Source organism: Deinococcus marmoris DSM 12784, from assembly GCF_000701405.1.
GTDB classification, from domain to species: Bacteria; Deinococcota; Deinococci; order Deinococcales; family Deinococcaceae; genus Deinococcus; species Deinococcus marmoris.
Genome location: NZ_JNIV01000033.1, coordinates 1 through 23,227, shown reverse-complemented (window position 1 = coordinate 23,227; position 23,227 = coordinate 1). Strand labels below are relative to the sequence as shown.

22 protein-coding genes are annotated in these 23,227 nt (G+C 65.8%); 11 read left to right on the top strand and 11 right to left on the bottom strand.

Translation table 11 applies throughout. The features are described from left to right. Nucleotides 1–7: 7 nt before the first annotated feature. Nucleotides 8–598, top strand: coding sequence for a nicotinamide mononucleotide transporter family protein (locus tag Q319_RS0109760; RefSeq protein ID WP_029482198.1), 591 nt, complete (start codon nt 8–10; stop codon nt 596–598). Beyond that, nucleotides 591–1,595: an AAA family ATPase gene (locus tag Q319_RS0109755; RefSeq protein WP_029482197.1), complete on the top strand. Its 1,005-nt coding sequence runs from the start codon at nt 591–593 to the stop codon at nt 1,593–1,595. Before Q319_RS0109760 ends, Q319_RS0109755 begins: the two co-directional genes overlap by 8 nt. On the opposite strand, the gene Q319_RS0109750 is transcribed toward Q319_RS0109755, so the two are convergent. The 5 genes from Q319_RS0109750 to ald form a co-directional block, all read right to left on the bottom strand. Next, the gene (locus Q319_RS0109750; RefSeq protein WP_029482196.1) at nt 1,592–1,954 is read right to left on the bottom strand and encodes a cupin domain-containing protein; all 363 of its coding nucleotides are present in this window, start codon (nt 1,952–1,954) and stop codon (nt 1,592–1,594) included. The two genes, Q319_RS0109755 and Q319_RS0109750, sit on opposite strands and share 4 nt — an antisense overlap. 39 nt (nt 1,955–1,993) lie before the next feature. Continuing rightward, nucleotides 1,994–3,391 carry an 8-oxoguanine deaminase gene (locus Q319_RS0109745; protein ID WP_029482194.1) on the bottom strand — a complete coding sequence of 466 codons (1,398 nt, stop codon included), beginning with the start codon at nt 3,389–3,391 and terminating at the stop codon, nt 1,994–1,996. Nucleotides 3,392–3,474: 83 nt separating this feature from the next. Then, complete coding sequence (locus tag Q319_RS0109740) at nt 3,475–3,981, bottom strand: DinB family protein (RefSeq protein WP_029482192.1); 507 nt, start codon at nt 3,979–3,981, stop codon at nt 3,475–3,477. Between the two features lie 89 nt (nt 3,982–4,070). Continuing rightward, a complete protein-coding gene (locus Q319_RS0109735; protein WP_029482190.1) occupies nt 4,071–5,957 on the bottom strand; it encodes a clostripain-related cysteine peptidase in 1,887 nt (628 codons plus the stop codon). Nucleotides 5,958–6,086: 129 nt separating this feature from the next. Further along, entirely contained in the window at nt 6,087–7,193 is a 1,107-nt protein-coding gene (gene ald / locus Q319_RS0109730; RefSeq protein WP_029482188.1) for an alanine dehydrogenase, read from the bottom strand. A gap of 190 nt (nt 7,194–7,383) precedes the next feature. On the opposite strand from ald, the gene Q319_RS0109725 reads away from it, so the two are divergent. Then, nucleotides 7,384–7,854, top strand: coding sequence for an Lrp/AsnC family transcriptional regulator (locus Q319_RS0109725; protein WP_029482186.1), 471 nt, complete (start codon nt 7,384–7,386; stop codon nt 7,852–7,854). A 75-nt stretch (nt 7,855–7,929) separates the two neighbouring features. Further along, nucleotides 7,930–8,682 (top strand): peptidylprolyl isomerase, encoded by a 753-nt coding sequence (locus Q319_RS0109720; protein ID WP_029482184.1) that lies wholly within the window; start codon nt 7,930–7,932, stop codon nt 8,680–8,682. Between the two features lie 63 nt (nt 8,683–8,745). Here the strand turns inward: Q319_RS0109720 and Q319_RS0109715 are convergent, their stop codons facing one another. Both Q319_RS0109715 and lptB read right to left on the bottom strand, forming a co-directional pair. After that, entirely contained in the window at nt 8,746–10,689 is a 1,944-nt protein-coding gene (locus tag Q319_RS0109715; RefSeq protein WP_029482182.1) for a DUF3084 domain-containing protein, read from the bottom strand. Between the two features lie 16 nt (nt 10,690–10,705). Further along, nucleotides 10,706–11,506: an LPS export ABC transporter ATP-binding protein gene (lptB, locus tag Q319_RS0109710; protein WP_156039261.1), complete on the bottom strand. Its 801-nt coding sequence runs from the start codon at nt 11,504–11,506 to the stop codon at nt 10,706–10,708. Between the two features lie 229 nt (nt 11,507–11,735). Here lptB and Q319_RS0109705 point away from each other — a divergent pair, with 229 nt between their 5' ends. From Q319_RS0109705 to hisD, 3 genes are all read left to right on the top strand, one after another. Beyond that, nucleotides 11,736–12,914, top strand: a complete 1,179-nt coding sequence (locus tag Q319_RS0109705; RefSeq protein WP_029482178.1) for a phosphopentomutase — start codon at nt 11,736–11,738, stop codon at nt 12,912–12,914. A 116-nt stretch (nt 12,915–13,030) separates the two neighbouring features. Next, entirely contained in the window at nt 13,031–13,558 is a 528-nt protein-coding gene (locus tag Q319_RS0109700) for a hypothetical protein (protein WP_342667885.1), read from the top strand. A gap of 99 nt (nt 13,559–13,657) precedes the next feature. Continuing rightward, a complete protein-coding gene (hisD, locus tag Q319_RS0109695; RefSeq protein WP_051655249.1) occupies nt 13,658–15,010 on the top strand; it encodes a histidinol dehydrogenase in 1,353 nt (450 codons plus the stop codon). Nucleotides 15,011–15,495: 485 nt separating this feature from the next. Here the strand turns inward: hisD and Q319_RS0109690 are convergent, their stop codons facing one another. Beyond that, entirely contained in the window at nt 15,496–16,107 is a 612-nt protein-coding gene (locus Q319_RS0109690; protein ID WP_029482171.1) for a metallophosphoesterase family protein, read from the bottom strand. An 84-nt stretch (nt 16,108–16,191) separates the two neighbouring features. Between Q319_RS0109690 and Q319_RS0109685 the strand changes: the two genes are divergently transcribed. Continuing rightward, entirely contained in the window at nt 16,192–16,719 is a 528-nt protein-coding gene (locus tag Q319_RS0109685; RefSeq protein ID WP_029482169.1) for a GNAT family N-acetyltransferase, read from the top strand. A 142-nt stretch (nt 16,720–16,861) separates the two neighbouring features. Then, nucleotides 16,862–17,761 carry an arginase gene (gene rocF / locus Q319_RS0109680; RefSeq protein WP_029482168.1) on the top strand — a complete coding sequence of 300 codons (900 nt, stop codon included), beginning with the start codon at nt 16,862–16,864 and terminating at the stop codon, nt 17,759–17,761. Nucleotides 17,762–17,839: 78 nt separating this feature from the next. Here the strand turns inward: rocF and Q319_RS0109675 are convergent, their stop codons facing one another. After that, complete coding sequence (locus Q319_RS0109675; protein ID WP_029482167.1) at nt 17,840–18,421, bottom strand: DinB family protein; 582 nt, start codon at nt 18,419–18,421, stop codon at nt 17,840–17,842. Next, nucleotides 18,418–19,485, bottom strand: coding sequence for a tRNA dihydrouridine synthase (locus Q319_RS0109670; RefSeq protein WP_081845973.1), 1,068 nt, complete (start codon nt 19,483–19,485; stop codon nt 18,418–18,420). Before Q319_RS0109670 ends, Q319_RS0109675 begins: the two co-directional genes overlap by 4 nt. 165 nt (nt 19,486–19,650) lie before the next feature. On the opposite strand from Q319_RS0109670, the gene Q319_RS0109665 reads away from it, so the two are divergent. Beyond that, nucleotides 19,651–20,154, top strand: a complete 504-nt coding sequence (locus Q319_RS0109665) for a GNAT family N-acetyltransferase (protein WP_029482165.1) — start codon at nt 19,651–19,653, stop codon at nt 20,152–20,154. A 95-nt stretch (nt 20,155–20,249) separates the two neighbouring features. On the opposite strand, the gene Q319_RS0109660 is transcribed toward Q319_RS0109665, so the two are convergent. Further along, nucleotides 20,250–21,653, bottom strand: a complete 1,404-nt coding sequence (locus Q319_RS0109660) for an RtcB family protein (RefSeq protein WP_029482164.1) — start codon at nt 21,651–21,653, stop codon at nt 20,250–20,252. 250 nt (nt 21,654–21,903) lie between these two features. Between Q319_RS0109660 and Q319_RS0109655 the strand changes: the two genes are divergently transcribed. Continuing rightward, entirely contained in the window at nt 21,904–22,887 is a 984-nt protein-coding gene (locus Q319_RS0109655; protein ID WP_029482163.1) for an ABC transporter substrate-binding protein, read from the top strand. Nucleotides 22,888–23,227 lie beyond the last annotated feature (340 nt).

Below are 23,227 nucleotides of genomic sequence, written 5' to 3'. Positions count from 1 at the left end.
AGACCCCATGAACATCTTCGGCTTCACCCTCCCACCGCTGGCCCTCGATCTGGCGGGCGGCCTGTGCGTCCTCGTCAGCCTGTATTACCTGTGGGGCAAGGCCAGCACCTACTGGCACTGGTCCAACGCCTCGCTGCTGCCGTATTTCCTGCTGTTCCTGGCGGGCGGGCAGTGGATGCTGGCGGGCTTGCAGGTCACGTACCTGCTGTTCGGTATTCACGGCCTGTACCTGTGGCATCTGGAGGCCCGGCGCGCACGGGGTGAAATTCGCTTCAACGAGGCCGGATGGTACGGCGTGACCTGGGCCGCCAGCCTGCTGATCTTCGCGTACACGGTGATCCTGACCGACTTCGGCGACGTGTGGAACGGCGTGCAATTCGCGGCGGTCACGCTGGCCCTAGTCGCCAATTTCGCCACGACGCGCCGCTGGGCGTGGTCCTGGCCGGTGTGGGTGGCGGTCAACGCCGTGCAGGCCGTGTTTTTCTGGCACACCCAGTACTGGGTGCTATTCGGTCTGCAATTCATCCTGGCGGGCATGAGCCTCTACGGCTGGAGCCGCTGGAAGCAGGACGAGACGCGGGAAGTGGCCTTTGCCTGAGGCCGCACCAGCGTTCAGGCACGCCCTGATCGTCGGCAAATTCGCGCCCTTCCACAAAGGCCATATGCTGCTGCTGGAACGGGCCCTGGCCGAGAGCGCCCGCGTCAGCGTGTGGGTCTACAGCCGCCCGGACTTTGCACAGATGCCCTCCCCATTGCGGCGCAATTGGATTCGCGAACTGTTTCCTGCCCGGCTGTTTCCGGGGTTGGAATTGCTGCCCGACGCCCCCCATCCGCCGCTCAACGACGAGCCGGATGCCGTTCACCGCACCTACGTGCGGCGGGTGCTAGACGGCTGGGGCGTGCGCCCAGACGCCGTGTACACCAGCGAGGGCTACGGCGACGCTCTGGCGGCGGAACTGGGCGCGGCGCATGTCTGCGTGGACCGGGCGCGGGAAACCGTGCCGATCAGCGGAACGCAACTGAGGGCCGATGTTCACGCCTATCGTCAGTTTCTCAATCCCGCCATTTACGCCCATTTCGTGGAACGCATTGTCATGCTGGGCGCAGAAAGTACCGGCAAAAGCACGCTGACACGGGCGCTGGCCGAAAGCTGCGGCACCAACTACGCCCGCGAATATGGCCGCGACGTGTACGAGCGTGAGGACGGCAAGCTGTCGCCCGAACACTTTCTGGAAATCGCCCTGGGCCACCGCGCCCTAGAGGACGAGGCCGCCCGCACCCCCGGCGTCAACCGCTGGGTCTTCTGCGACACCCATGCCGCCACCACGCTGATGTGGTCCTACCTGCTGACAGGCACAGCGCTACCAGAACTACATGCGCTGGCCGATGCCTGCCGCACGCGCTACGCCCACACGTTCCTGTGCAGCGACGATCTGGCCCACGAGCAGGACGGCTGGCGGGCCAACACGGCGGTCCGCACGGTGCAGCAGGGCTTCATCCGGCAGGAGCTGGGGACCAGGGGCATCCCATTCCTGGAAGTGCAGGGGGATGTGGCGGCGCGGGTGACACAGGTGCGGGCGGCGCTGAAGGTCTAGCCGCCGTATTCCGCGTCGGTCACCTTCGCCAGCCACACCGTTTCGCCCGCGTTGATGGCCAGGTGCTGCATCAGCGAATCCGGGGCCGCGCCGTGCCAGTGTTCCTCGCCCGCGTCGATCTGCACCACGTCCCCGGCGGTCATGGTCAGGGCCGCCTCGCCGCGTTTCTGCACCCGGCCCACGCCGCTCAGGACGATCAGGGTCTGGCCCTGCGGGTGCGTGTGCCACGCCGTCCGCGCACCGGGGGTGAAGGTCACGCGCAGCACGCCCTCGGCCTGACGTTCCATCCAGACCTGTCCGGTGAAGTTGGCTTCGGGGGCGGGCTTCATGGTCAGCGTCTGGGCGGGAATGTGTTTCATGAGGTCCAGACTACCCTGCCAGACCCAGGGCGGCCCGGTTCAGGCCAGCCCGATCATCCGGCGGCTGTGCGCGTCGTGGCGTTCCACCAGCGCGGGCAGCTCAATGCCCAGCAGCTCTCCCCCGTCCACGATCACGCGCCCGTTCACCATGTTCAGGGCCACACGCGGCGGCGCGCAGAGGGTCAGGGCGCTGACCGGATCATGCCGCGCCCCCGAATAGCCCAGATCGCGCAGATCAACGGCGATCAGGTCGGCGGCATAACCCGGCGCAAGTTGTCCGATGTCATCCCGGTTCAGCACCGATGCCCCGCCGCGTGTCGCCAGCCACAGGGCGTCGTAGGCGGTCAGGGCGTCCGATGAATTGGGAGCCTGACCCGGCACGCCGCGCACCCGCGAGGACAGCAGGGCCTGCCGCGCCTCGGCCAGCAGGTGAGAGCCGTCGTTGCTGGCGCTGCCGTCCACGCCCAGCGCCACGCGCACCCCGGCTTCCAGCAGCGTCCGGGTGGGCGCGATCCCGCTGGCCAGCCGCATGTTGCTGCTGGGGCAGTGCGCCACGCCGCAGCCGCATTCGCCCAGTCGCACGGCGTCGTCCGCGCTGAAATGCACGCCGTGCGCGAACCACACGTCCGGCCCGGTCCAGCCTAGCGACTCGGCATAGTCCAGCGGACGCAGGCCGAACTTGGACAGGCAGAAGGCGTCCTCGTCGGCAGTTTCGGCCAGGTGGGTGTGCAGCATCACGCCTTTCTGGCGGGCCAGCACGGCGCTCTCACGCATCAGATCGCCCGTCACCGAGAACGGCGAGCAAGGAGCCAGCGCAATACGCGTCATGGCGAGGCGGGCCGGATCGTGGAAGGCGTCAATCAATCGCACGGAGTCGGCCAGGATCACGTCTTCGCGCTCCACCGCGCGGTCTGGCGGCAGTCCGCCCTGCGATTCGCCCAGGCTCATGCTGCCGCGCGTGGCGTGGAAGCGCAGGCCCAGATCGCTCGCTGCCCGGATGGTGTCGTCCAGTTTCACGCCGTTGGGATACAGGTACAGGTGATCGGAGGACGTGGTGCAGCCGCTCAACGCCAGTTCCGCCAGGCCAAGCTGGGCGCTGTCGTAGGCGGCTTCCGGCGTCAGGTTCAGCCAGATGGGGTACAGGGTTTTCAGCCAGTCGAACAACCCCGAATCCACCGCCAGACAGCGGGTCAGCGTCTGGTACAGGTGGTGGTGCGTGTTGACCAGTCCCGGCAGGACGACGTGCCCGCTCAGATCGCGGACCTGTGCGCCGTCCAGCATTTCGGCAGGCAACTGCGAATCCAGCCCCACCCACACGATCTGCTGGCCCTCCAGCACAAGGGCGGCATCTTGCAGCGGCGGCGTGGGCGACAGGCGTTCGCCGGTCATGGGAATCAGGGTGTGAATGCGGCGCAAGGCAGTGCGGGTGGGGTTCATGGGGCCTCCTTTTCCAGCTTCGGAAAAACAGAACTGGCCCCAACCACGACGGTCAGGGCCAGGAATTGTTTCCAGTTACGGCCTTAAGTATAGCGCTCGGCCAGAATCCGAAGATGCGCCCGCTCGTGGCCCAGCAGCAGGTGGGCGTAGGCCCGCACGGTGAATTCATGCCCACTGGCCTTGCCCCGCCGCGCCCAGGCTTCCGGCGCAAGCTGACGGAGCATGTGCAGATTGCTGGTGCGGGCGGCTTCAAACCCGGCCAGCAGGTCTTCCAGCGGTTGCGCGTCAAAGTCGCTGGCGGCCATCCAGTCGTCCTGCTCGAAGCCGGGCAGCGGGGACGCGTCGGCGCGGGCAAACCACAGCGCCCGGAAGCCGAAGACGCGCTCGGTGTCGGCCATGTGGCCCACCATCTGCTTCACGCTCCATTTGTCGGGGGCGTAGCGGAAGTCGGGACGGTCCGCGAAGTTCAGGATTGCGGCGCGGGTCAGCGGGGCCTGCGCCAGCATCGCGCCCACCACATCTTCCTCTGGTGCGAGGTCGACGTAGCGGGCGTAAAAGGGGGGATAGTCGCCGGAGCTTGGGCGGGGCATGGGGGATTTTAGCGCAGGAAGGCTGTCTTCAAACGGTCCGAATCCGAGCCGGGGCCACGGAAGATAAGTCGCCGCACGCGCCCGCCGCCCTAGCGCACGTCGATTTCCAGATTGTCGCCAGCGGTATTCCCGGCATAGTCGGAAACGCTGAAATCCAGCTCGAAGGTTCCGTCGGGCAACTCGGACTGCTCGGCCATCAGATTCGAAAGGTCATCTGCGGTGACGTCCAGCTTTTCCTTCTGGAGCTGCCAGCCGTACTCCTCTGTGGTCTCGTCGTAGGTTCGCAGGTAGAACTGCAAGGCCGCGCCCTCTTCGGCGTCCATGCCGATCGGCGACTCCCCGCTGTCGTCGAGCAGGCCGGTCACCTCGCCGTCACCGCTGAACTGCACGATCACATCGTAGGGTTCGCTGCCCGGCGGCGTGTACTGGGCAGACGCGGACATGAACTCGTCGTCCGGGTCGCCACGGTCTGCCGTGATCAGAGACGAGACCTCGCCGTCGCCCACCGACCACGCCTGCGTTTTCCAGTCGAACCTGTAATCGCCCGCCGTGATCCGCTTGTAGTACACGTCGCCGTAGTCGAGGTACTGACCCTTGCCGAGGGCCTGATACAGGCTGACCAGTGCCGAATAGACGTCCGCCCCCTCTGCCGTGAAGCTCACCAGGGCACCACTGTCCTTGTTGGGCGTCAGGTCCGCATTTTTCAGGCCGGGCGGCGTCGTGTCTGCCCGCACAGCCTCTGTCCAGGTCTGCTGAAAGTTGGCCCACGCGCCGGCGGTGTTCGGCGACACGGTATTCATCGACAGCGCCTTGTAACGGGTCAGCAGCTCCGCGTCTGGGACGGTCTGCTTCTGTGTCGGGTAGTAGATCGACAGGGCGGACGCCCCATTGCGCCGCGAACCCAGGGACTTGGCAATGACCAGTTGATCGGTGGCTGCCCCCAGCGCCGCCGCCTTCGCCTTCACGTCCGCGTCCCCGCTGTACTGTGAAACCTTCGCCGCAAAGTGTCCCAGATCGATATAGGGCAGGGTCTTGCCCGGCTGACCCTCGTTGTCGAAGGAATACTGGAACGCCTCGCCCCGCGCCCGCCACAGGAATCCGGCGGTGCCAGGCGCACCGATCAGCGGCGTGAGGGTGACCGACAGGGCGTCCAGTTGTTTCTGGACCTCGGGCCAGCGGCTGGTGTCGTAGGCCGCATGGACGCCGTACAGCTTGTCGCTGGCATCCTCGCGGTGCTGCGCCTCCCAGAGCCTGACCTCCTGCGCCCCGAAGTCGGTCATGCTGATCTCTGGCGTGGCGTCCAGCACCCTGAGCGTCGGGGCGTAATTCCAGCCGTTGCCATAATCGATCTCGGCGTCGGCGATGTACAGCCGGGTCAGCGGCGCGAACTGTGCAATCAGTTCCGCGCCGCCCATCAGGCAGGTGTCGAAGCCCAGAAAATCGAGCGGCTGGCCGCCCAGGGTCTTGAGAACACCCTGCAAGGCGGCAGCAAAGGCTTCAGGCTTGAGGTTGCCGGAGTTCTCCTCGCTCAGGCCAGGGCCGTGGGTATCCCCGCCAAAGCCGCCATCCCACTGCCCGCCGTGATCCCACATGATCAGCCCACGCCGCGCCGACGGGTACGAGTCGTAGGCCCAGTTCAGGAACGCGGCGACATTCTGGGGATCGTCGCTGTTCAATTCGGGCAGCGTCTCCACCTCCACGCGCTTGCCGTTCTCGATCACGCCGCGTTCCACCCCCGGCCCAGCGCCCTCCTCGTCGTCCTTGCGGTCGAGCTGGTAGACGACGTTCACGTTCTTCAGCGGCCCGGCCTGGGTCATTTCCAGCAGGTCATCCAGCGCGCTGGAATCGAGGTTGTGATCGGCGTCCAGATAGACAGCCACCGTCCAGGGCCGCGCCGGTGCTGCGCTGGCGACCAGCGCCCCATAAATCAGAAAGGCAGTGCCCAGGGCTGCAAGAACCGGAGCATAAAGTTTCATCTGACCCCAAGTATAGAGGTCAGATGAGCGGAGGATACAGGTTGTATGAAGATCTTTCTCTTTGACGCTTAGGGGGCAGCTCCTTGCGGGCTGCCTCTCCTTGCAAAGAGGCAGCCCGCCCCAGAACTGCTATCCCAGCGCCGCCGTCACTTCCACATGCGGCAGGTCAAAAGCCTCGGCCACAGCCCCGTAAGTCAACTGGCCCCGGTGGGTGTTGACGCCCAGTTGCAGTGCGGCGTTCTTCTTCAGCACATACCGGCCCTCATCGGCCAGCAGCAGCATGTACGGGAAGGTGGCGTTGGTCAGCGCGAAGGTGCTGGTGCGCGGCACGGCCCCCGGCATGTTGGCTACACCGTAATGCACCACGCCGTCCACCACGTAGGTGGGATCGTCGTGGGTGGTGGCGTGAATGGTCTCCACGCAGCCGCCCTGATCCACCGCCACGTCCGCGATCACGCTGCCCTCCTGCATCAGCCCCAGCATGTCGCGGGTGACCAGGTTGGGGGCCTTCGCGCCGGGAATCAGAACGCCGCCGATCAGCAGGTCCGCCTCGGGCAGCAGGGCGCGGATGTTGGCCTCGCTGCTCATCATGGTTCTCAGGCGTCCAAAGAACACGTCGTCCAGATAGGTCAGTCGGCGGTGGCTGACGTCCAGGATGGTGACCCGCGCGCCCAGGCCCATCGCCATCTTTGCCGCGTTGGTGCCCACCACGCCGCCGCCCAGGATGACCACATGGCCGGGCTGCACGCCAGGAACGCCGCCCAGCAGCACGCCGCGCCCACCCACCGGCTTTTGCAGGTGGTACGCGCCGGCCTGCACGCTCAGTCGGCCCGCGACCTCACTCATGGGCGTCAGCAGGGGCAGGCTGCGGTCCTCGATCTGCACGGTTTCGTAGGCGACTCCAGTGGTGCCAGCCGCGAGCAGCGCCTCGGTCAGTGGGCGGTCTGCGGCCAGGTGCAGGTACGTGAACAGCAGCAGGTCCTCGCGTAGATACCTGTACTCGGCGGCAATCGGCTCCTTGACCTTGACCACCATCTCGGCAGCCCAGGCGTCCTCGGCGCTGCCGATGGTTGCGCCGGCGTCGATGTACTGCTGATCGGGCAGGCCGCTGCCGACGCCCGCGCCCTCCTGAACAATGACGGTGTGGCCGCGCCGGACCAGCGTGGCCGCCCCGCCAGGCGTGAGAGCAACACGGTTCTCCTTGACCTTGATTTCCTTGGGAACTCCGATCTGCATAGGGTTTTCTCCTGGGCCGCGCTGGGAAATAGAAACACAGGGGCCGGAAAGGGGGTAAAAAGCGTGGATTGGAATCGACTTGAACGGTGTATCCTAACAAGCCAGGGGCAGATGGGGATTGCCGGAAAGCCACTTCTTTGGGGGCATTCGCGCAACGATATTGCTCATTCGTGTCATTATGCGTCTCAAGATGTCTCAAAATAATCTTGACGCAATTGACAGGCAGATTCTGACCATTCTTCAGCGGGACGCCCGGCTGCCCAACACCGAGCTGGCCGACGAGATCGGGCTGACCCCCGCGCCCACGCTGCGGCGGGTGCGGCGGCTGGAGGAAGAGGGCATCATCCAGCGCTACGTGGCGCTGCTGGACCACAAGAAGGTGGGGCGCGACCTGCTGGTCCTGGTGCGTGTCACGCTGGACAAGCAGACCCGTCAGGGCTTCAACGACTTCGCCACGCAGATGCAGGCTCGCCCCGAAGTGCTGGAGTGCTACCTGTGCCTGGGCGACATCGATTACCTGCTGAAAGTCAGCGTGCCCGATCTGGACGCCTACCAGCACTTTCTGGTCAATACCCTGGCCGCCATTCCCGGTGTCCGCAACACCGCCAGCACCATTCTGGTCAAGCAGGAGAAATACACCACCAGCCTGCCGCTGGAGTAGGGGGTGGGGCGGCCCATAGGGCGCAAGCAGGAGACTCCAACGCTCCTCCCATCAAAGGCTGGAATACTCCTGGGCATGAAGAACGTCAAACCCGCTGCCCTGCTCCTTTCCACCTCGCTGCTGATGCTGGCAGCCTGCGCGCCGAACACCCAGGCGCAGACCGCCCAGACCACACCTGCCCAGGCCACACCTGCCCAGGCCATTCCCGCCACGCCCCCGGCCACGACGACGCCCAGCGCTTCTGCCTTCACCCCCGTCAAGCCGCTGAGCGACAAGCCCGTGCGTGAGTTCACTAAGGCCACGCAGGTGATCGATCCAGCGAAAACCTACCGCGCCGTCCTGAAGACCGAGAAGGGCGACGTGACGGTGGAATTGAATGCCAAAGCCGCGCCCGTAGCGGTCAACAACTTCGTGTTCCTCGCCCTGAACCACTTTTACGACGGAACGCGCTTTCACCGGGTCATCGACGGCTTCATGGCGCAGGGCGGCGATCCTCTGAGCGCAGACCCGGCGCAGAAAAACCGCTGGGGAACGGGCGGCCCCGGCTACAGCTTCTCGGCAGAACCGAAAAACGGCCTGAAGTTCGACGCTGCTGGCGTGCTGGGCATGGCGCGGGCCGCCAGTCTGGATTCGCAGGGCAGCCAGTTTTTCATCACGGTGGCCCCCGCCGACTTTCTGAGTGGTCAGTACACGGTGTTCGGCAAGGTCACCGGGGGTCAGGACGTGCTGGACAACCTGACGCGCAACGACAGTGGCAACGGCCCGGTTGCCGGGAAGGCGGCGGACGAACTCAAGAGCGTGGAAATCCTGGTGTCCGGCGGAAGCTGAGTCCGCTCTGGCCCCAGCCCTCTCCCCACGGAGGGGGCTTTTTTCTGCTTACGGCAGCACTGGTTAAGGCAGCACCGGGTACAGGTCCACCCGCATACTGGGCCTCACGTCTTCCCGCGCGGCCACGCCCACCACCGCTGTCGTGCCGGTGCGCTTGCCCAGGCGGTCCAGCAGCGTGACCAGTTCGGAGACGTCCAGGCCCTTGTTCAGGATGTATTCGCTGGGCACGCCGCGAGTGGTGATGTCGGTCACGGCGTCCTTGACCAGCTCGCTGATCTGGTCCTGCATGGCGCGTGGATCGCCCCCCAGCGTGACGCTGACGCGCCGGATCACCTCTCCGCCCCGGTACAGCACGGCGTTGGGGCGGGCGTCGCAACTCAGGTCCACCGGAAAACCCACGGCGGCGTTCTGGGCGGCCCGGCACTGCACGAAGGTGCTGACGTTCAGGCCGCGCAACTTGGTTTCCAGGGCGGTGCGGGCGTTGCCACTCAGGCGGGCGCTGGCAGAACTGGCCGTGGCCTTCGCGCCGCGCGTCTGGGCCGCCCCGGCGGCGTCTTTTAAGAACCCATCCAGGTTGCGGACGCCCGGCACCACGGCGGCGTAGACCAGTTCGTTCTTGGGGTAGGCCAGATCGGTGTTGCGGCTGGCGCTCAGTTCGGTGCGGCTGGACAGGTTCTCGTCCTGCAAGCGGCCCAGGCTGGCGCGGGCGTCGGCCAGGGCGCGGGCCAGCGAATCGTTGCTGTTCTTCAGCTCGTCGTTGCTGGCCCGGAGCTGCTGCTGCTGCTGTTGCAGGGTTCCCAGATCCTTGCGGACCTTCTCCCGGTCTGCCGTGGCCTGGGTGCGCTCTTTTGCCGCCTGATCCCGCTCCCTGGCCAGCCGGACGCCATCGGCCACCAGTTTGTCGCGCTGGGCCGTTAACGCGTCCCGCTGGGTGGTCAGGGCGTCGCGCTGCGCGGTCAATGCGGTGCGCTGCGCGGTGAGCTGATCGCGCTGGGCGGCCAGCGTGTCCCTGGCCTGCTGCGCCACCTGCTGCTGCTGTCTGGCGGCGGCGGCGGCGGCCAGCGCTACCGTCAGCGTATTGGCGGCCTGCTGGCGCGACTGTTCCAGGCCAGCCACCTGAGATTTCAGGTCCGTGACCTGTTTCCCGGCGGCACTGATCTGCGCGGCAGCACTCTGTTTGGCCTGCTGGACGCTGGCCTGGGCCGCCCCCACCTGTTTCTGGGCGCTGGCCTGCGCGGCCTGCACCTGCTGACGAACGGTTGCCTGGGCGGCCAGCGCCCTATCCTGCGCGGCTTTTGCAGTGGCCTGCGCCGCCACCGCCTTTTCCTGCTGGGCCTGCGCGGTGTCCTGCGCCGTGTCGGCGCGCTCCTGGGCCGACTGCGCCTCCTGCTCGGCCAGGGCAACACGGGTGTTCAGCTCCACCACCTGGCTGTCCAGCGTCTGCGCGCGGGCCTGACTGGCCTTCAGCGCCTGTTCGGACTTCTGGAGTTTGACGCGGTTCTCGGCGGCGCGGACCTCCAGGGTTTTCAGGCCAGCCGTCTGCTCGTCCACCTGTCCCTGCAAGGTCTTCGTTTCCGCGCGCAGGGTCTTCTCGGCGGCGCTGGTGGCGGCCAGTTGGGTGCGGACAGCCGCCAGCTTCCCCTCGGCCTGTGCCCGCAATCCGGCGGACCTGTCCGCCTCCCGCTGGGCCTGATCGCGCTCACCCTGAACCGATTTCAGCTCGCCCTGCACCGCACCTACCTCTTGACGCAGGGCCTCGATGCGGGGGCGCAACTGATCGGCCTCGGCAATCGTCGCCACGGCGTTGCGGTTCAGCAGCAGGAAGGCCGCCAGACTGGCCGCGCTGATCGCCATGCCGGAGGCCACCGCCACCAGCAGCGCCGTGGTCTTGGGCCGCAGCCCGAACAGCCGGATGTGCTTGCGCCCGGCCTTGCGGGCAATGGTGTCGGCGGCGTAGGCCACCACGCCCGACAGCACCACCACGAAGGGCAAAAACAGCCACAGCACGCTTCAATGCCTCCCGTTACAGCTCGAAGTCGTCGCCGAGGTAATCGTTGCGGGCATGGATATCCTGCGCGAATTCCTGCGGCGTGCCCTCGAACTTGACCTGACCGTCGAACATCAGGTACACCCGGTCCGTCAGCGCGATGGTTTCGCGGACATTGTGGTCGGTGATAAAGACGCCGATGCCCCGGCGGTCCCGCAACTCGCGGATCAGGCGCTGAATCTCGCGGATGCTCTTGGGGTCCACGCCCGTGAACGGCTCATCGAGCAGCAGGTAATCGGGATCGGTGGTCAGGGCGCGGGCCAGTTCCAGACGGCGGCGCTCCCCTCCCGAGAGCTGATAGGCGAAATTGTTTGCCAGATGGGTCAGCCCGAATTCGGCCAGCAGCGCGTCGGCACGTTCAAACTGCTCGGCCTTGGACAGGTTCTGGTATTCCAGGATCGCCAGCAGGTTGTCGCGGGCCGTCAGCTTGCGAAAGGCGCTGGGTTCCTGCGGCAGGTAGCCCAGGCCCATGCGGGCGCGCTCGTGCATGGGCAGGCGCGTCACGTCTTTTTCGCCCAGCGCAATGCTGCCGCCGCCGGGGCGAATAAAGCCCACCAGCATGTAAAAGGTGGTGGTCTTCCCTGCCCCGTTGGGGCCGAACAGCGCCACGATCTCGCCGGGCCGCACCATGAAACTCACGTCCCGCACCACCGCGCGCCGCCCGTAGGATTTGCTCAGGTTGCTGGCCACCAGATCGGGCCGCGCAGTCTCTCGTGACAGGGCGGAAACAGACGTCGCAGCCGGAGAAGTCGGGGTCTGGGAGGCGGGCACGGTCACGCGGGCAGCGTACCACGCAGGTGGTTTGAAGGCCGTGAGAGAAGGCGGATTTGCTGGGGGTGGGAGGGGTCCGGCTCTCTGGCCGGCTCTGCCTGTCGGGAGCGGGATGTCGTGAAGGCAGTGGGCGTGAGGCACCGTCACGCCGCCGGACCGGAGGCCGGGGCAGCCCAACCTTCAACATCCCTCCATCAATACCCTGCCCCAGGCGTCCACACCTTAGACTGACCCCATGTTACTGACCATCATCGTGCTGGATTCCGTGGGGATGGGTGAGTTGCCCGACGCGCAGGCGTTCGGGGACGTGGGTTCACATACCATCAACCACACCCTGAACGCTGCTCCCGTGAAGCTGCCGAATCTGGCGCGGCTGGGGCTGGGGCAGGTGCCCACCGTCCACACCTCGCCCGAGACCGTGCCGGATGTGAAGGCGACGGGCGGCTACGGGCGGCTGCGCGAGGTCAGCCCCGGCAAGGACACCTCCACCGGGCACTGGGAATTCATGGGCGTGCAACTGGAACACGCCTTCCAGATCTTCCCCGACGGCTTTCCCCCCGCCGTGATGGACCCCTTCGACGCGGCCACGGGGCACGGCCATCTGTGCAACAAACCGTACAGCGGCACCGAGGTCATCAGCGATTACGGCAGGGAACACCTGAAAACTGGCGATCCCATCGTGTACACCAGCGGCGACAGCGTGTTCCAGATCGCCGCGCATACGGACGTGGTGCCGCTGGAAACGCTGTACGAATGGTGCGAGGCCGCCCGCGCGTTGTTGCACGGTGAATTTGCCGTGGCCCGCGTGATCGCCCGGCCTTTTCGGGGCGAGTGGCCCTTCGAGCGTGCGAACGAACACCGCCGTGACTTCAGTCTGACGCCGCCGCCCACCGTGCTGGACGCCGTGAAAGAGGCGGGCAAGGAGGTCATCGGCATCGGCAAGATCCCCGACATCTATGCCCATCAAGGTTTTACCGAGGAAATCCACACCGACAGCAACGCCGACGGCATCCGTAAGACCATCGAGCGGATGAAACAGGCGGGCAAAGAGGGGACTGACGGCCTGATCTTCACCAACCTGGTGGATTTCGATTCCAGATTCGGCCACCGCCGCGATCCGGCGGGCTACAGCAACTGTCTGGCCGAATTCGACGCCGCATTGCCCGAGATCATGGCCAGCGTGCCGGAGGGCGGGGCACTGATCATCACCAGTGACCACGGCAACGATCCCACCTGGCCCGGCACCGATCACACCCGCGAATACGGGCTGCTGCTGGTGCATAAGCCGGGGATGGCGGGCGGTGTTGATCTGGGAGAGCGTGCCACCTTCGCGGACATCGGCGCAACCACCGCAGAGGCGCTGGGCGCAGCGTGGACGGGGCCGGGTGAGAGCTTCTGGTCAGCGTTGCAGTAGCCGTCGGGCAGGCAGGAGAGGCCGAAGCCTTCAGTCTGACGCTGACGCTGGGTGGGCGCTACGCCGGAGAGCAGGCGTGGACGGTCAGCCCGGAGCGCGGCGCAGTGGTGGTGCGCGTGCAGACCGATTTTGGCGGCGTGTTGCCCGATCTACGGCGGGTGCAGACCAGCCGTCTCGATCCGCGCACGCTGACCAGTCTCAGCTACGCGGAGGGCGACGGACGGGGACGGGCGGCCTTCGAGACCACCTTTGACCGCCGCACAGGTCTGGTCACGCTGCGGCAGGGCAAGGAGGAGGCCAGCACGCCGCTGACCACCGACTACCACGATCCCGTGGGGCTGCTGCTGTGGCTGCGCGCCCGTGCGGCGGCGCAGGACGGCGGACCGGAACGCTCCTACGCGCACCTGACCGGCGGGCGCGTGCTGATCCAGCGCCTGCCCGACAGCCAGATCGGGGAGGCGGACGCCTACGGTTACTACCTGCGCCCCGGCAACGCCTACGTGTATGTGGAGCAGGGTGCCCCTCACCGTTTGCTCCGCCTGATCCAGCCCACCGATTTCGGCCTGATTGAGGCCAATGCCCAGGCCACTGCCGCCCGCCGCCCAGCCCCCAATGAAAAGCGGCGGCGGCGGGGACGCGACTGACCTCTGGCTCTGGCCCGGCTTCCTTGACCGTCCACCCCAGAGGCATCTGCTTTCAGACCCTCAGACCTTTTGACTTTAAGACCCTCCGCAGGAGTTTCCATGCAAGTTCTCGAAGGTTCCGATGCCCGCGCTTCCCTGACCCGCAGTTTCAATGAGATTCCCGTGCCGGACAGCGTTCTGGCCCGGATAGAGAAAACATTTGGTGAGGCGTTGACCCCGCAGCAGGTCGTCGAGCGCATCCTGGCCGACGTGCGTGAACGGGGCGACGACGCCCTGCGCGACTGGACCGAGCGGCTGGACGGCTCACGCCCCGAAGCGCTGGCGGTCAGCGCCGATGAGATCGCGGCAGCCACGGTAGAGCCTGAACTGCACGACGCCATCCGCCTTGCCATTGCCCGCGTGCGCGACTTTTACGGGCAGCAGCCCGCGCACGGCTTTCTGAACCACGGACCGGACGGAGCGCTGGGCCAACTGGTGCGCCCGCTGGGCCGGGTGGGCGTGTACGTGCCTGGTGGCCTCGCGCCGTTGATCAGCACGCTGATTCATACGGCAGTTCCGGCGCAGGTGGCCGGGGTGCCGGACATCGTGGTAACCACGCCACCGGGCAAAGATGGCAGGATCAATCCGGCCATTCTGGTGGCGGCGCGCGAACTGGGCATCCGCGAGGTTTACCGGGTGGGCGGCGCGCAGGCCATCGGGGCGCTGGCTTACGGCACCGCCAGCATCGGCGCGGTGGACAAGATCGCCGGGCCGGGCAACCTGTTCGTGGTGATTGCCAAACGGCTGGTCTACGGACAGACCGGAATCGAGAGCCTGCCGGGGCCTACCGAAACCCTCGTGCTGGCCGACGACAGCGCCGATGCCCGCCATGTGGCCGCCGATCTGCTGGCACAGGCCGAACACCTGGGCGCGGAGCCGGTGCTGGTCTCGAACAGCCGGGAACTGCTGATTAAGGTGCAGGCCGAGTTGAACGGCCAGCTAGAGGCCCTGCCCGAACCCAACCGCACCTGGGCGCGTGACAGCGTCGCCACGCGCATGAAAGTCGTGCTGGCCGCCACACTGGACGAGGGGCTGGAGCTGTCCAACCTGTACGCCCCCGAACACCTGTGCCTGCTGACCCGCGATCCCTGGAGCCTGCTGGGCAAAGTACAGCGCGCGGGCGGCGTGTTCATCGGCGAGTACAGCATGGAGGCGCTGGGCGATTATGTGGCTGGCCCCAGCCATGTGATGCCCACCGGCGGCACCGCCCGCTTTGCCAGCCCGGTCAACGTGCGCGACTTCCAGAACATCATCAGCGTGGTGGGCCTGAACGAGGCCACCCTGCGGCGCATCGGGCCAGCCGGGGCTGTTCTGGCACGCGCGGAAGGTCTGGAAGCACACGCGCGGGCCATCGAGAGTCGGCTGGATGACGGCACCCGGATTCAGGAACCGGACGGTTCAAAAATTCTGTGAGAAGGGCTGGGCTGGCTTTTCCAGCAGGGCACGGACATTGTTGAGCCGTTTGCCATTGGCGCGTCTGGAGCCAGAGGTACTGGTTAGATCAGCGCAGTGGGAATACGAGGTCATTGTCAGGGGTGACGAACGTGCAGCAGGGCCGCCGCTTCAGGTGTGGACCGCCCGGAAGCCGTACAGGGGGCCACAGCAGAACTCCAAGAGAGCAGGCCAGAGGCGCGGTTATCGCCTCTGACCTCCTCAGCTTATGGTGGTGGGTGGGGGGACTCGAACCCTCCGGGGGCCATCAGAAACCCACTCGCGCGCCCGTTGATAAGGGGTGGGCAGCCTTCCCCCGACCTGCCGGACCGCCTGGTCCGTGCAGAAGAAACCGTGAGATTTGAAGTTCCAACTGCCAGATCGATACCGAGAATGACACGATTTACAGTGGCTATTCTGTGTGGGGCGTAGAGAAAAACTTTAGACACGGTTCAGATTGTCCGATTTCACACGTCCAGCACGCGGTAGCCGTAAGCGTTGATGACCCGCGCCCCAGAAACCGGATCCAGATATTCCAGCTTGCGACCCTCGTACTCGTGGATGTGGCCGTGGACCAGCAGGGCGGGACGGCGGCGTTCCATGAAACGGTTCAGTTCCGGGCAGCCCCGGTGGGCGTAGTCGCTTCCGGCGTGTGGCCCGGTGGGCGGGGCGTGCGTGAGCAGGATATCCACGCCGCCGCGTGCGCGCCACGCCAGTTTGGCCAGTCCCCAGCGGGCTTCATAGGCGCTGTACTGCCCGCCTCCCTTCTCGCGGTAACGGGGTGCGCCGCCCCAGCCAGCAATCTTAAACCCGGCTTCTTCCACCACGCGCCCATGCGCCGCGATCACGCCGCGTGCGGGAATCCGTCCATCGCCCTCGTTGACGTATTCGTTCTCGTGGTTGCCGTGGACATAGATGATCGGCACCGTCAACTTGGTGGCCAGGAATTCCAGATAGTAACCGGGAATGTCCCCGGCGGCCAGAACTGCGTCTACCTCCGGCAGGCCCTGCGGAAAGCCCGCGCGGTACACGAAGGGATGCACATAATCCGCCAGCACCATGATTCTCTTGCCCAGCATACGAGGCTGAACGGCGGAAGAGGACTCGGGGATGGTCTGGGTCATGGGGCTGCCGGGGCGAAAGATTCAGGATACCGTGCCCGCGTGCCCCTTCTCTTCACGCCGCGTTTACGGCTGCTGCCCCTGACCCGTGCCATGATCGTCGCCCGGCTGGAAGGCGAGGATTTCTGGCTGCCCTGCGACACGCCAGACGGCCCGCTGGACATCTTCTTCCCCGCCGCGTGGCCCGGTGACCCGCTGGGAGCCTTTCCCTTTTATCTGACCCAGACGGACCGGGCAGGCGAGATCCCAGGGAACTTCGTGGCTGTCACGCGCGCCGACTCCTGGGCCATCGGCCAGTTGGGCAGCAAGGGCAGGCCGAACGCGGCGGGCGAGCTGGAAATCGGATACGGCCTGAACCCGGAAGCGTGGGGACAGGGGCTGGCCACCGAGGCCGTCGGCGCACTCGTGGCCCATCTGCACGCCCGCCCAGACGTGCAGACCGTCACCGCCCAGACCGCCCTCCACAACCGCGCCAGCGAACGTGTGCTGGAGAAACTGGGCTTCGGGCGAACGGGCAGGGGCTGGGATAAAGAGGATGGTGAATTGACGGTGTGGGCGCACCGGGGTTAAGTGCGCCATTCGCCGCCGAGTTTGAGCCACCCAGTAGTATGAATATTCATCTGAATATCCGTTAAGTCCGTGCCACGCCATTTCCGTAAAAATAATGTTGCAGCCGCAAGGCATAAGCCCGTTCGTCCCGTAAGCTGCGTGCATGAACGTTTCACTTCTGGGGATTCCGATGGATCTGGGCGCAGGGCGGCGCGGTGTGGATATGGGACCGTCGGCGCTGCGCAACGCACATCTGGCCACGCGCCTGCGTGAGCTGGGGCACACGGTCGATGATCTGGGCGACATCGCCGTGGCCCTGCCCGAGACGCTGGACAAGCACCTGGAGGCCGGACTGGTCTTTCTGGACCCGATCATCAACGCCTGCCGCGACGCTGCCGGACGTGTGGCCGCGCTGCCGGACGGCACCTTTCCGCTGACACTGGGCGGCGATCACAGCGTCAGCATGGGCACCGTGACGGGCAACGCGCTGCGCGGCCATCCAAAAGGAGTCCGCAGCGGCCTGATCTGGGTGGACGCCCACACCGACTACAACACGCCGCAGAGCAGCCCCAGCGGCAATATCCACGGGATGCCGGTGGCCCACCTGACTGGGCTGGGCGACCCCAATCTAACCGGGCTGGGGGGCGGCTGGCACATGCGCCCCGAGGACATCGTGATGATCGGCATCCGCAGCGTGGACGCCCGCGAGCGCGCCCTGATGCAGGAGGCGGGCATCCTGGCCTACACCATGAAGGAAGTGGACCAGCGCGGCATCACCCGGATCATGGACGAAACCCTGGAACGCCTGGGTGGCCTGGAGCGGCTGCACGTCTCGTTTGACGCCGACGCTCTGGACCCGTCCATCTGCCCCGGCGTCGGCACCCCCGTTCCCGGCGGCCTGACCTACCGCGAGGGCCACCTGCTGATGGAACTGCTCTCCGAATCCGGGCGCGTGACCAGCATGGATATCGTGGAGGTCAACCCCATCCTGGACACCCGCAACCAGACGGCGGAGGTCATGGTGGGCATGGCGGCCAGCCTGCTGGGCCAGCGCATCATGTAAAGCTGTCCAACCCCAGTACAGAACTGCTGAGACGCCCCGCATCAATTGGTATGCGGGGCGTTTCGGCAGTTCCAGATGCTAAATCTGTTCGCTCTCAGCTTCCTCGGAATCGTCCAGCTCTGGATCGTCCAGGCCCTCGCCTGCTGTGGCCTGGGGCCGGGCAAAGCGCAGGTAATCGGACCAGGGGGGCGTGTGGCCCAACTGACGCACCATCAGCGCGATCTGGGCGGTGTGGCGAACCTCATGGGTCATGACATTCCACATCAACTGGTCCAGGGTCACCATGTCGCTGGCGGGGTCGTCCTGAATCAGTTTGATGCTGCGGTCCAGATCAGGCTCCGAATCCAGGAATGCCTGCGTCTGCTGGCTGACCGTGCGCCCGTAGTCGATGATCCAGGACAGCTCATACTGCTCGGCCTGCGGCTTGACCCAGTCGTGCTTGAACCGTCCGTCGCTCTGAAGGTTCTCGCCGCGCGCGACGAAGTGGACCCAGTGGTCCTCGACATCCGTGGTGTGCAGTAGCAGATCCTTGATGCTGTGAAAGCGGTCCCCGGACTCGATCAGGTCGCGGTCCAGGTCGGAGGCAGGCAGCGCACGCAGATAATTCCAGAGTTGCTCGCGCGCGGCAGACAGGTAGGTGTAATACTCGCGAACGTTCATGAATAACTCCCAGCATACTCTGTAGAGACACTTGACATCGCCCCTGTCTGAACCGCCCCACCTTGTGGGACTGAATCCAGCAGAGGAGCCAGCACCCGCCCGACATCCGCCACGGTCACCACCTGCGTCAGCTCGGCGTGCAGTTCGGGGTAATCCGGCAGATATTTAGGCAGCACCTTGCGAAGTGGGCGCAGGGTCAGGCGGCCCGTGTCGTCGTTGTAGAACTGCGTCTGAAGTTGGGCGTGGCGCAGCGCGGTCCAGGCGCGGGCCTGGGCGCTGGGCCGGGGGTCTGCCTCCAGATTACCCCCGGCCAGCGCGCGGAAGATCCAGGGATTGCCCACCGAGCCGCGCCCGATCATCACGGCGGCCACTCCACTGGCCTGCTGGCGCTGCCGGGCTGTTTCCACGTCCAGGATATCGCCGCTGCCCACCACCGGCACGTCCACACTGGCCGCCACGCGGGCAATCGCGTCCCAGTCGGCCTCGCCAGTGTAGCGCTGGCGGCTGGTGCGGCCATGCACCGTGATCAGCGACGCCCCTGCCGCCGCCAGCCCCTGCGCCACTTCCACGCTACGGTCCGTGTCCCAGCCCAGGCGAATCTTGGCGCTCACATCCAGCGCGGTGGCCGCGCGCATGGCCTCAATCAGCGTGAAGGCCACCTCCGGCGTCTGGAGCAGGCACGCGCCGCCCTTGCCCCGGATCTTGGGGACCGGGCAGCCCATATTCAGGTCGATGGCCGCCGGGACGAACCACGCCTCCGCACGGGCCACCGCAGCAGCAAGCAATTCGGGTTCCGCGCCAAAGAGTTGGACCACCCGCCCCTGCTCCCCGGCGTAGGGACGGCCCAGATTCAGTTTCTCGGTGTCGCCGCCCAGCACCAGTCCGCGCGCGCTGATCATCTCGCTGACGGTCCACAGCGCGCCCTGCTCGGCGGCCAGTTGGCGCATGGGCGCGTCGCTGTAGCCCGCCATCGGGGCCAGCACCGCGCCGGGGCCGGACAGCCGGACCGCGTAGAACCCCGGCGCGGGCGGTCCATCAGAAAAAGGAGAGGCGTCGGCGTTCATCCGTTCAGGGTAGCGTACCCCCCCCTCCCCCGACGTGAATCCCAGCTCAAGCGGCCAGCAACGCGCCATTCATACCTCTGTCAGAGCGGCGGGTGTATGCTTTTCCTCAGTCCAGTCCCTTCCTCTCCCCCTTCATTCCTGCCGCACTGGACAGGAGGCTCCGCCTTGAATTCCACTCCGCTGGCGCTGCATCACGCGCCGCTGCTGCATATGCTCTACACCGCCGCTCCAGGTTATTTCGCCCTGCTGGGCAGCCGCATCCCGTCACTGAGCGAGACCGAACGGGACGTGGAAATCGCCCTGCTCGACCCCCGCCGCCGCCTGGAGCTGCTGCATGACGCGCAGGGCGAGCTGGTGGGCAGCCTCGACTACAAACTCGATTACCCGCAACCCGGCGACCTGACCATCAATCTGCTGCTGATCCGCGAGGACCGCCAGTCCCAGCGTCTGGGCGAACAGGCCGTCCGCGATCTGGAGGAGCGCCTGCCCCACCGCATCGGGCGCGTGCTGGCCAGCGTGCTGGGCGACAATCCGCGCGGCGCACGCTTCTGGGAGCGCCTGGGTTTCGAATTTACGGTGGACGCCCGCCCGGTGATGACCTGGTATGCCAAACCGCTACACGCCCGCCTGCACGACACGGACCCCAGTCTGAGGGTGGCGAGCGACTGACGCCCCACCTGCCCGGAAGAATGAAACAAGAACATTAAGAAACAGGGACACTAAAAAGCCCCCTCCGTGTGGGAGAGGGCCGGGCCGGGGACGCGCTAGATATCCTCGCTGCCGCTGTCCATGCGGACCACCTTAGGCGTGAACTGGGCCACCACGTCCACCAGATCGCTCTGGCGGGCGATCACGTCCTCGATGCGCTTGTACGCCTGCGGGGCCTCGTCGATACCGCCGCCCATCAAGGTGACGCCGCGCTCCTTGAGGTAGGCCGTCACTTCCTTTTTTACTAGCTTGCCGATGGCGGCCTTGCGCCCGAGCTGGCGGCCCGCGCCGTGGCTGGCGCTGGCCAGGGCGTCCGCGTGGCCCCGTCCGCGCACCACGAAGCCGGGATCGGCCATGCTGCCAGGAATCAGACCCAGTTGCCCGGCAGCGGCGGGCGTCGCGCCCTTGCGGTGGACGATCAGTTCCTGGCCGCCAACCTGCTGCTTCCAGGCCAGGTTGTGGCTGTTGTGGACAGACGCCAGCACGTCCACGCCCAGCGCACGGGCCAGCCGGGCATGGATCAGTTCGTGGTTGGCCAGCGCGTAACGTCCCGCCAGATTCATGGCCTGCCAGTACGCCTGCCCTTCCTCGCTGTCCAGAGATAGCCACGCCAGTTTTTTGGCGGCGGGGTCAATGTTGGGGTGCAGCCGCTCGGCCAGATTGGTGAAGTGCCCGGCCACCTGCGCCCCGAACCCGCGCGAGCCGCTATGGGACAGCAGGGCCAGATACTCTCCGGCCTCCAGCCCCAGGTCAGCAGCGCCCAGCGTCAGCGTGCCAAATTCCGCGAAGTGGTTGCCGCTGCCCGAACTGCCAATCTGCGCCGCCGCCTTCTCGAACAGGTGGCCCAGCAGGGGCTGATCAGCCCAGGTGGACTCATGCAGCACCTCATGGTCACCGCGTTCACGCTTCTCGAAGGCCACGCCTGCACCGAAGCGGGTGTGTTTCATCAGCAACGTTTTGGCTTCTTCCAGCTTGAGGGCATCGGGCTGGATTGGGAAAACGCTCAGGCGCATCGAACACCCAATATCTACACCAACACCATACGGAATCACCGCGTTCTCCGTCGCCAGCACGCCGCCAATGGGCAGGCCGTAGCCCACATGAGCGTCAGGCATCAGTGCCCCGACGCGGGTGATCGGCAGGCGCATCGCCACGTCCATCTGCGCGCGTGCGCCCGGCTCGATCAGGTCCGCGCCCCACACGGCGTAGGGCAGCGGCGCAGGCCGCAGGGCCGCACCCTTCCTACTCTCGTTCACGGCATTCTGCGCGCCTAATTCCGCCGCCAGTTCCGCATAGATGCCGCCCGCCAGATACGCGGCAGGGTCCGCCTGAACGGACTTCAGCTCGTACAAGATTGCGCCGCGCTCCACGCCCACGCCCTCGCGTGCGTTGGCAGCGGCCAGGGCCAGCCCAATGGCCTTTCTCTCAAATCCCAGTTTGGTGATGTGCTTTCCGTTCATGGTCCTTCCCTTTGTGTCAGAGGCTCTTGCGCCTCCCGAGGTGTGCTTGATCGGGGTCAGTGGGACCGCGCCGATCTATGTCCTGATCCGAATTTCGGTCTGCTGGCATGTCCACCTCTCCCTTTGCTCCCCTCACTGTGCCGCATAGCCGGACGCGGCGGCATCCGCACAATGGCGGGGCAATGGGCGGGACAGTGGCTTAGCGTGACCCATCACAGACGCGTCACCCCACACTCCTATACTCGGTTTCATGAAGCACTTTGCCCTCCTTTCCCTGGCGCTGTTGCTGGGAACTGACGTTCAGAACGCCGCCGCCCAGACCTCATCCACGCAGACGCCCGCCCGAACCGTCAACATCGGCCTGGGCTACAACCCGGACGTACAGTTCACGCCATTTTACGTAGCCGACAAACTGGGCTATTTCACCGCCGAGGGGCTGAAGGTCAACTACCAGCACGGCTATGTGAATCAACTGTTGCCCCTGCTTCTTCAGGGCAAACTGGATTTCGTGGTGGGCGATCCCGAGGACGCCATTTTCGCTAAAAATCAGGGCGCGGACGTCAGATACATCATGACCATGTACCAGAAGAACCCGGTGACGGTGTTCAGCCTGACGCCGCTGGACGGCATGGCCAGTCTGAAAGGCAAGACGGTGGGCATCCCCGGTCCCTACGGCAGCAGCTACCACGCCATTCAGGCCCTGCTGGACAGCGCTAAACTGACTGAGGGCAAGGATATCAAACTCGCCACCATCGGCTTCACGCAGCAGGACGCGGTGCGGGCCGGGCGGGTGGACGCCGCCGTGGGGTACATCAACAACGACGTGGTGCTGCTGGGCCAGTCGCTGGGCAAGAAGGTCTATACCCTCGACATTTCTGCCGCGTACCCGATGGTGGGCGTGGGCCTGATCGCCTCCGGTAAGTCGCTGACGGGTGATCTGGCCGCGAAAGTGGTGCGCGCCAGCCAGCGCGGCCTGAAATTCACGGTGGCGGACCCGGCCCGCGCCTTCAAGCTGGCCCAGCCGGTGTTCGGCAAGGCCGGAACGCTGGAGATCCTCAAGGCCAGCACGCCGCTGATGACCAGCGCCTACACACAGGCCAGCGGCATCGGCGCAAGCAGCCCAGACGCCTGGACCAAGGCGGTGGCCGCACTGGTCAAGCAGGGCAAACTGCCTGCCGGGGCGAAGGCGACGGACTATTACAGCAACGGGTTTATCAGCAAGACGCTGAAGTAGGGCGGCACTACGGAAAGAGGCCGGAATGCATATCGCTTCCGGCCTCTGTGCGTAGAGACCCCTCATACGGACTCCGATTAAAGGGTGTTGAAAACACCTGTAATTCGAGCGGAGCGAGAAGGAGAAAAACGGGTTCCGGGCGTGGAGTGTAGAGATCGGAGCTTTCCCGATCTCTACACGAAACAAACGGAATCCGTATCACCTGCTGCTTCGCAGCACCCTCTCCCCGTGGTAAAGGGTCAAAAGATCGTAACTACTCAGCGCGAGAAGTCGGGCATGAGGATGTCACCGCGAAATACACTCACGAGGCCCTGCCAGACATGTATGCCCTGCTTGCGAA

What these genes read in the sequence shown, in the direction of transcription:
- Q319_RS0109675 (WP_029482167.1), bottom strand. Translation starts at nt 18,421, where the DNA reads ATGAACGTTCGCGAGTATTACACCTACCTGTCTGCCGCGCGCGAGCAA.
- Q319_RS0109655 (WP_029482163.1), top strand. Translation starts at nt 21,904, where the DNA reads ATGAAGCACTTTGCCCTCCTTTCCCTGGCGCTGTTGCTGGGAACTGAC.
- Q319_RS0109670 (WP_081845973.1), bottom strand. Translation starts at nt 19,485, where the DNA reads ATGAACGCCGACGCCTCTCCTTTTTCTGATGGACCGCCCGCGCCGGGG.
- hisD (WP_051655249.1), top strand. Translation starts at nt 13,658, where the DNA reads ATGCAAGTTCTCGAAGGTTCCGATGCCCGCGCTTCCCTGACCCGCAGT.
- Q319_RS0109735 (WP_029482190.1), bottom strand. Translation starts at nt 5,957, where the DNA reads ATGAAACTTTATGCTCCGGTTCTTGCAGCCCTGGGCACTGCCTTTCTG.
- rocF (WP_029482168.1), top strand. Translation starts at nt 16,862, where the DNA reads ATGAACGTTTCACTTCTGGGGATTCCGATGGATCTGGGCGCAGGGCGG.
- Q319_RS0109725 (WP_029482186.1), top strand. Translation starts at nt 7,384, where the DNA reads ATGTCTCAAAATAATCTTGACGCAATTGACAGGCAGATTCTGACCATT.
- Q319_RS0109740 (WP_029482192.1), bottom strand. Translation starts at nt 3,981, where the DNA reads ATGCCCCGCCCAAGCTCCGGCGACTATCCCCCCTTTTACGCCCGCTAC.
- Q319_RS0109745 (WP_029482194.1), bottom strand. Translation starts at nt 3,391, where the DNA reads ATGAACCCCACCCGCACTGCCTTGCGCCGCATTCACACCCTGATTCCC.
- Q319_RS0109720 (WP_029482184.1), top strand. Translation starts at nt 7,930, where the DNA reads ATGAAGAACGTCAAACCCGCTGCCCTGCTCCTTTCCACCTCGCTGCTG.
- Q319_RS0109690 (WP_029482171.1), bottom strand. Translation starts at nt 16,107, where the DNA reads ATGCTGGGCAAGAGAATCATGGTGCTGGCGGATTATGTGCATCCCTTC.
- Q319_RS0109760 (WP_029482198.1), top strand. Translation starts at nt 8, where the DNA reads ATGAACATCTTCGGCTTCACCCTCCCACCGCTGGCCCTCGATCTGGCG.
- Q319_RS0109660 (WP_029482164.1), bottom strand. Translation starts at nt 21,653, where the DNA reads ATGAACGGAAAGCACATCACCAAACTGGGATTTGAGAGAAAGGCCATT.
- ald (WP_029482188.1), bottom strand. Translation starts at nt 7,193, where the DNA reads ATGCAGATCGGAGTTCCCAAGGAAATCAAGGTCAAGGAGAACCGTGTT.
- Q319_RS0109750 (WP_029482196.1), bottom strand. Translation starts at nt 1,954, where the DNA reads ATGAAACACATTCCCGCCCAGACGCTGACCATGAAGCCCGCCCCCGAA.
- Q319_RS0109705 (WP_029482178.1), top strand. Translation starts at nt 11,736, where the DNA reads ATGTTACTGACCATCATCGTGCTGGATTCCGTGGGGATGGGTGAGTTG.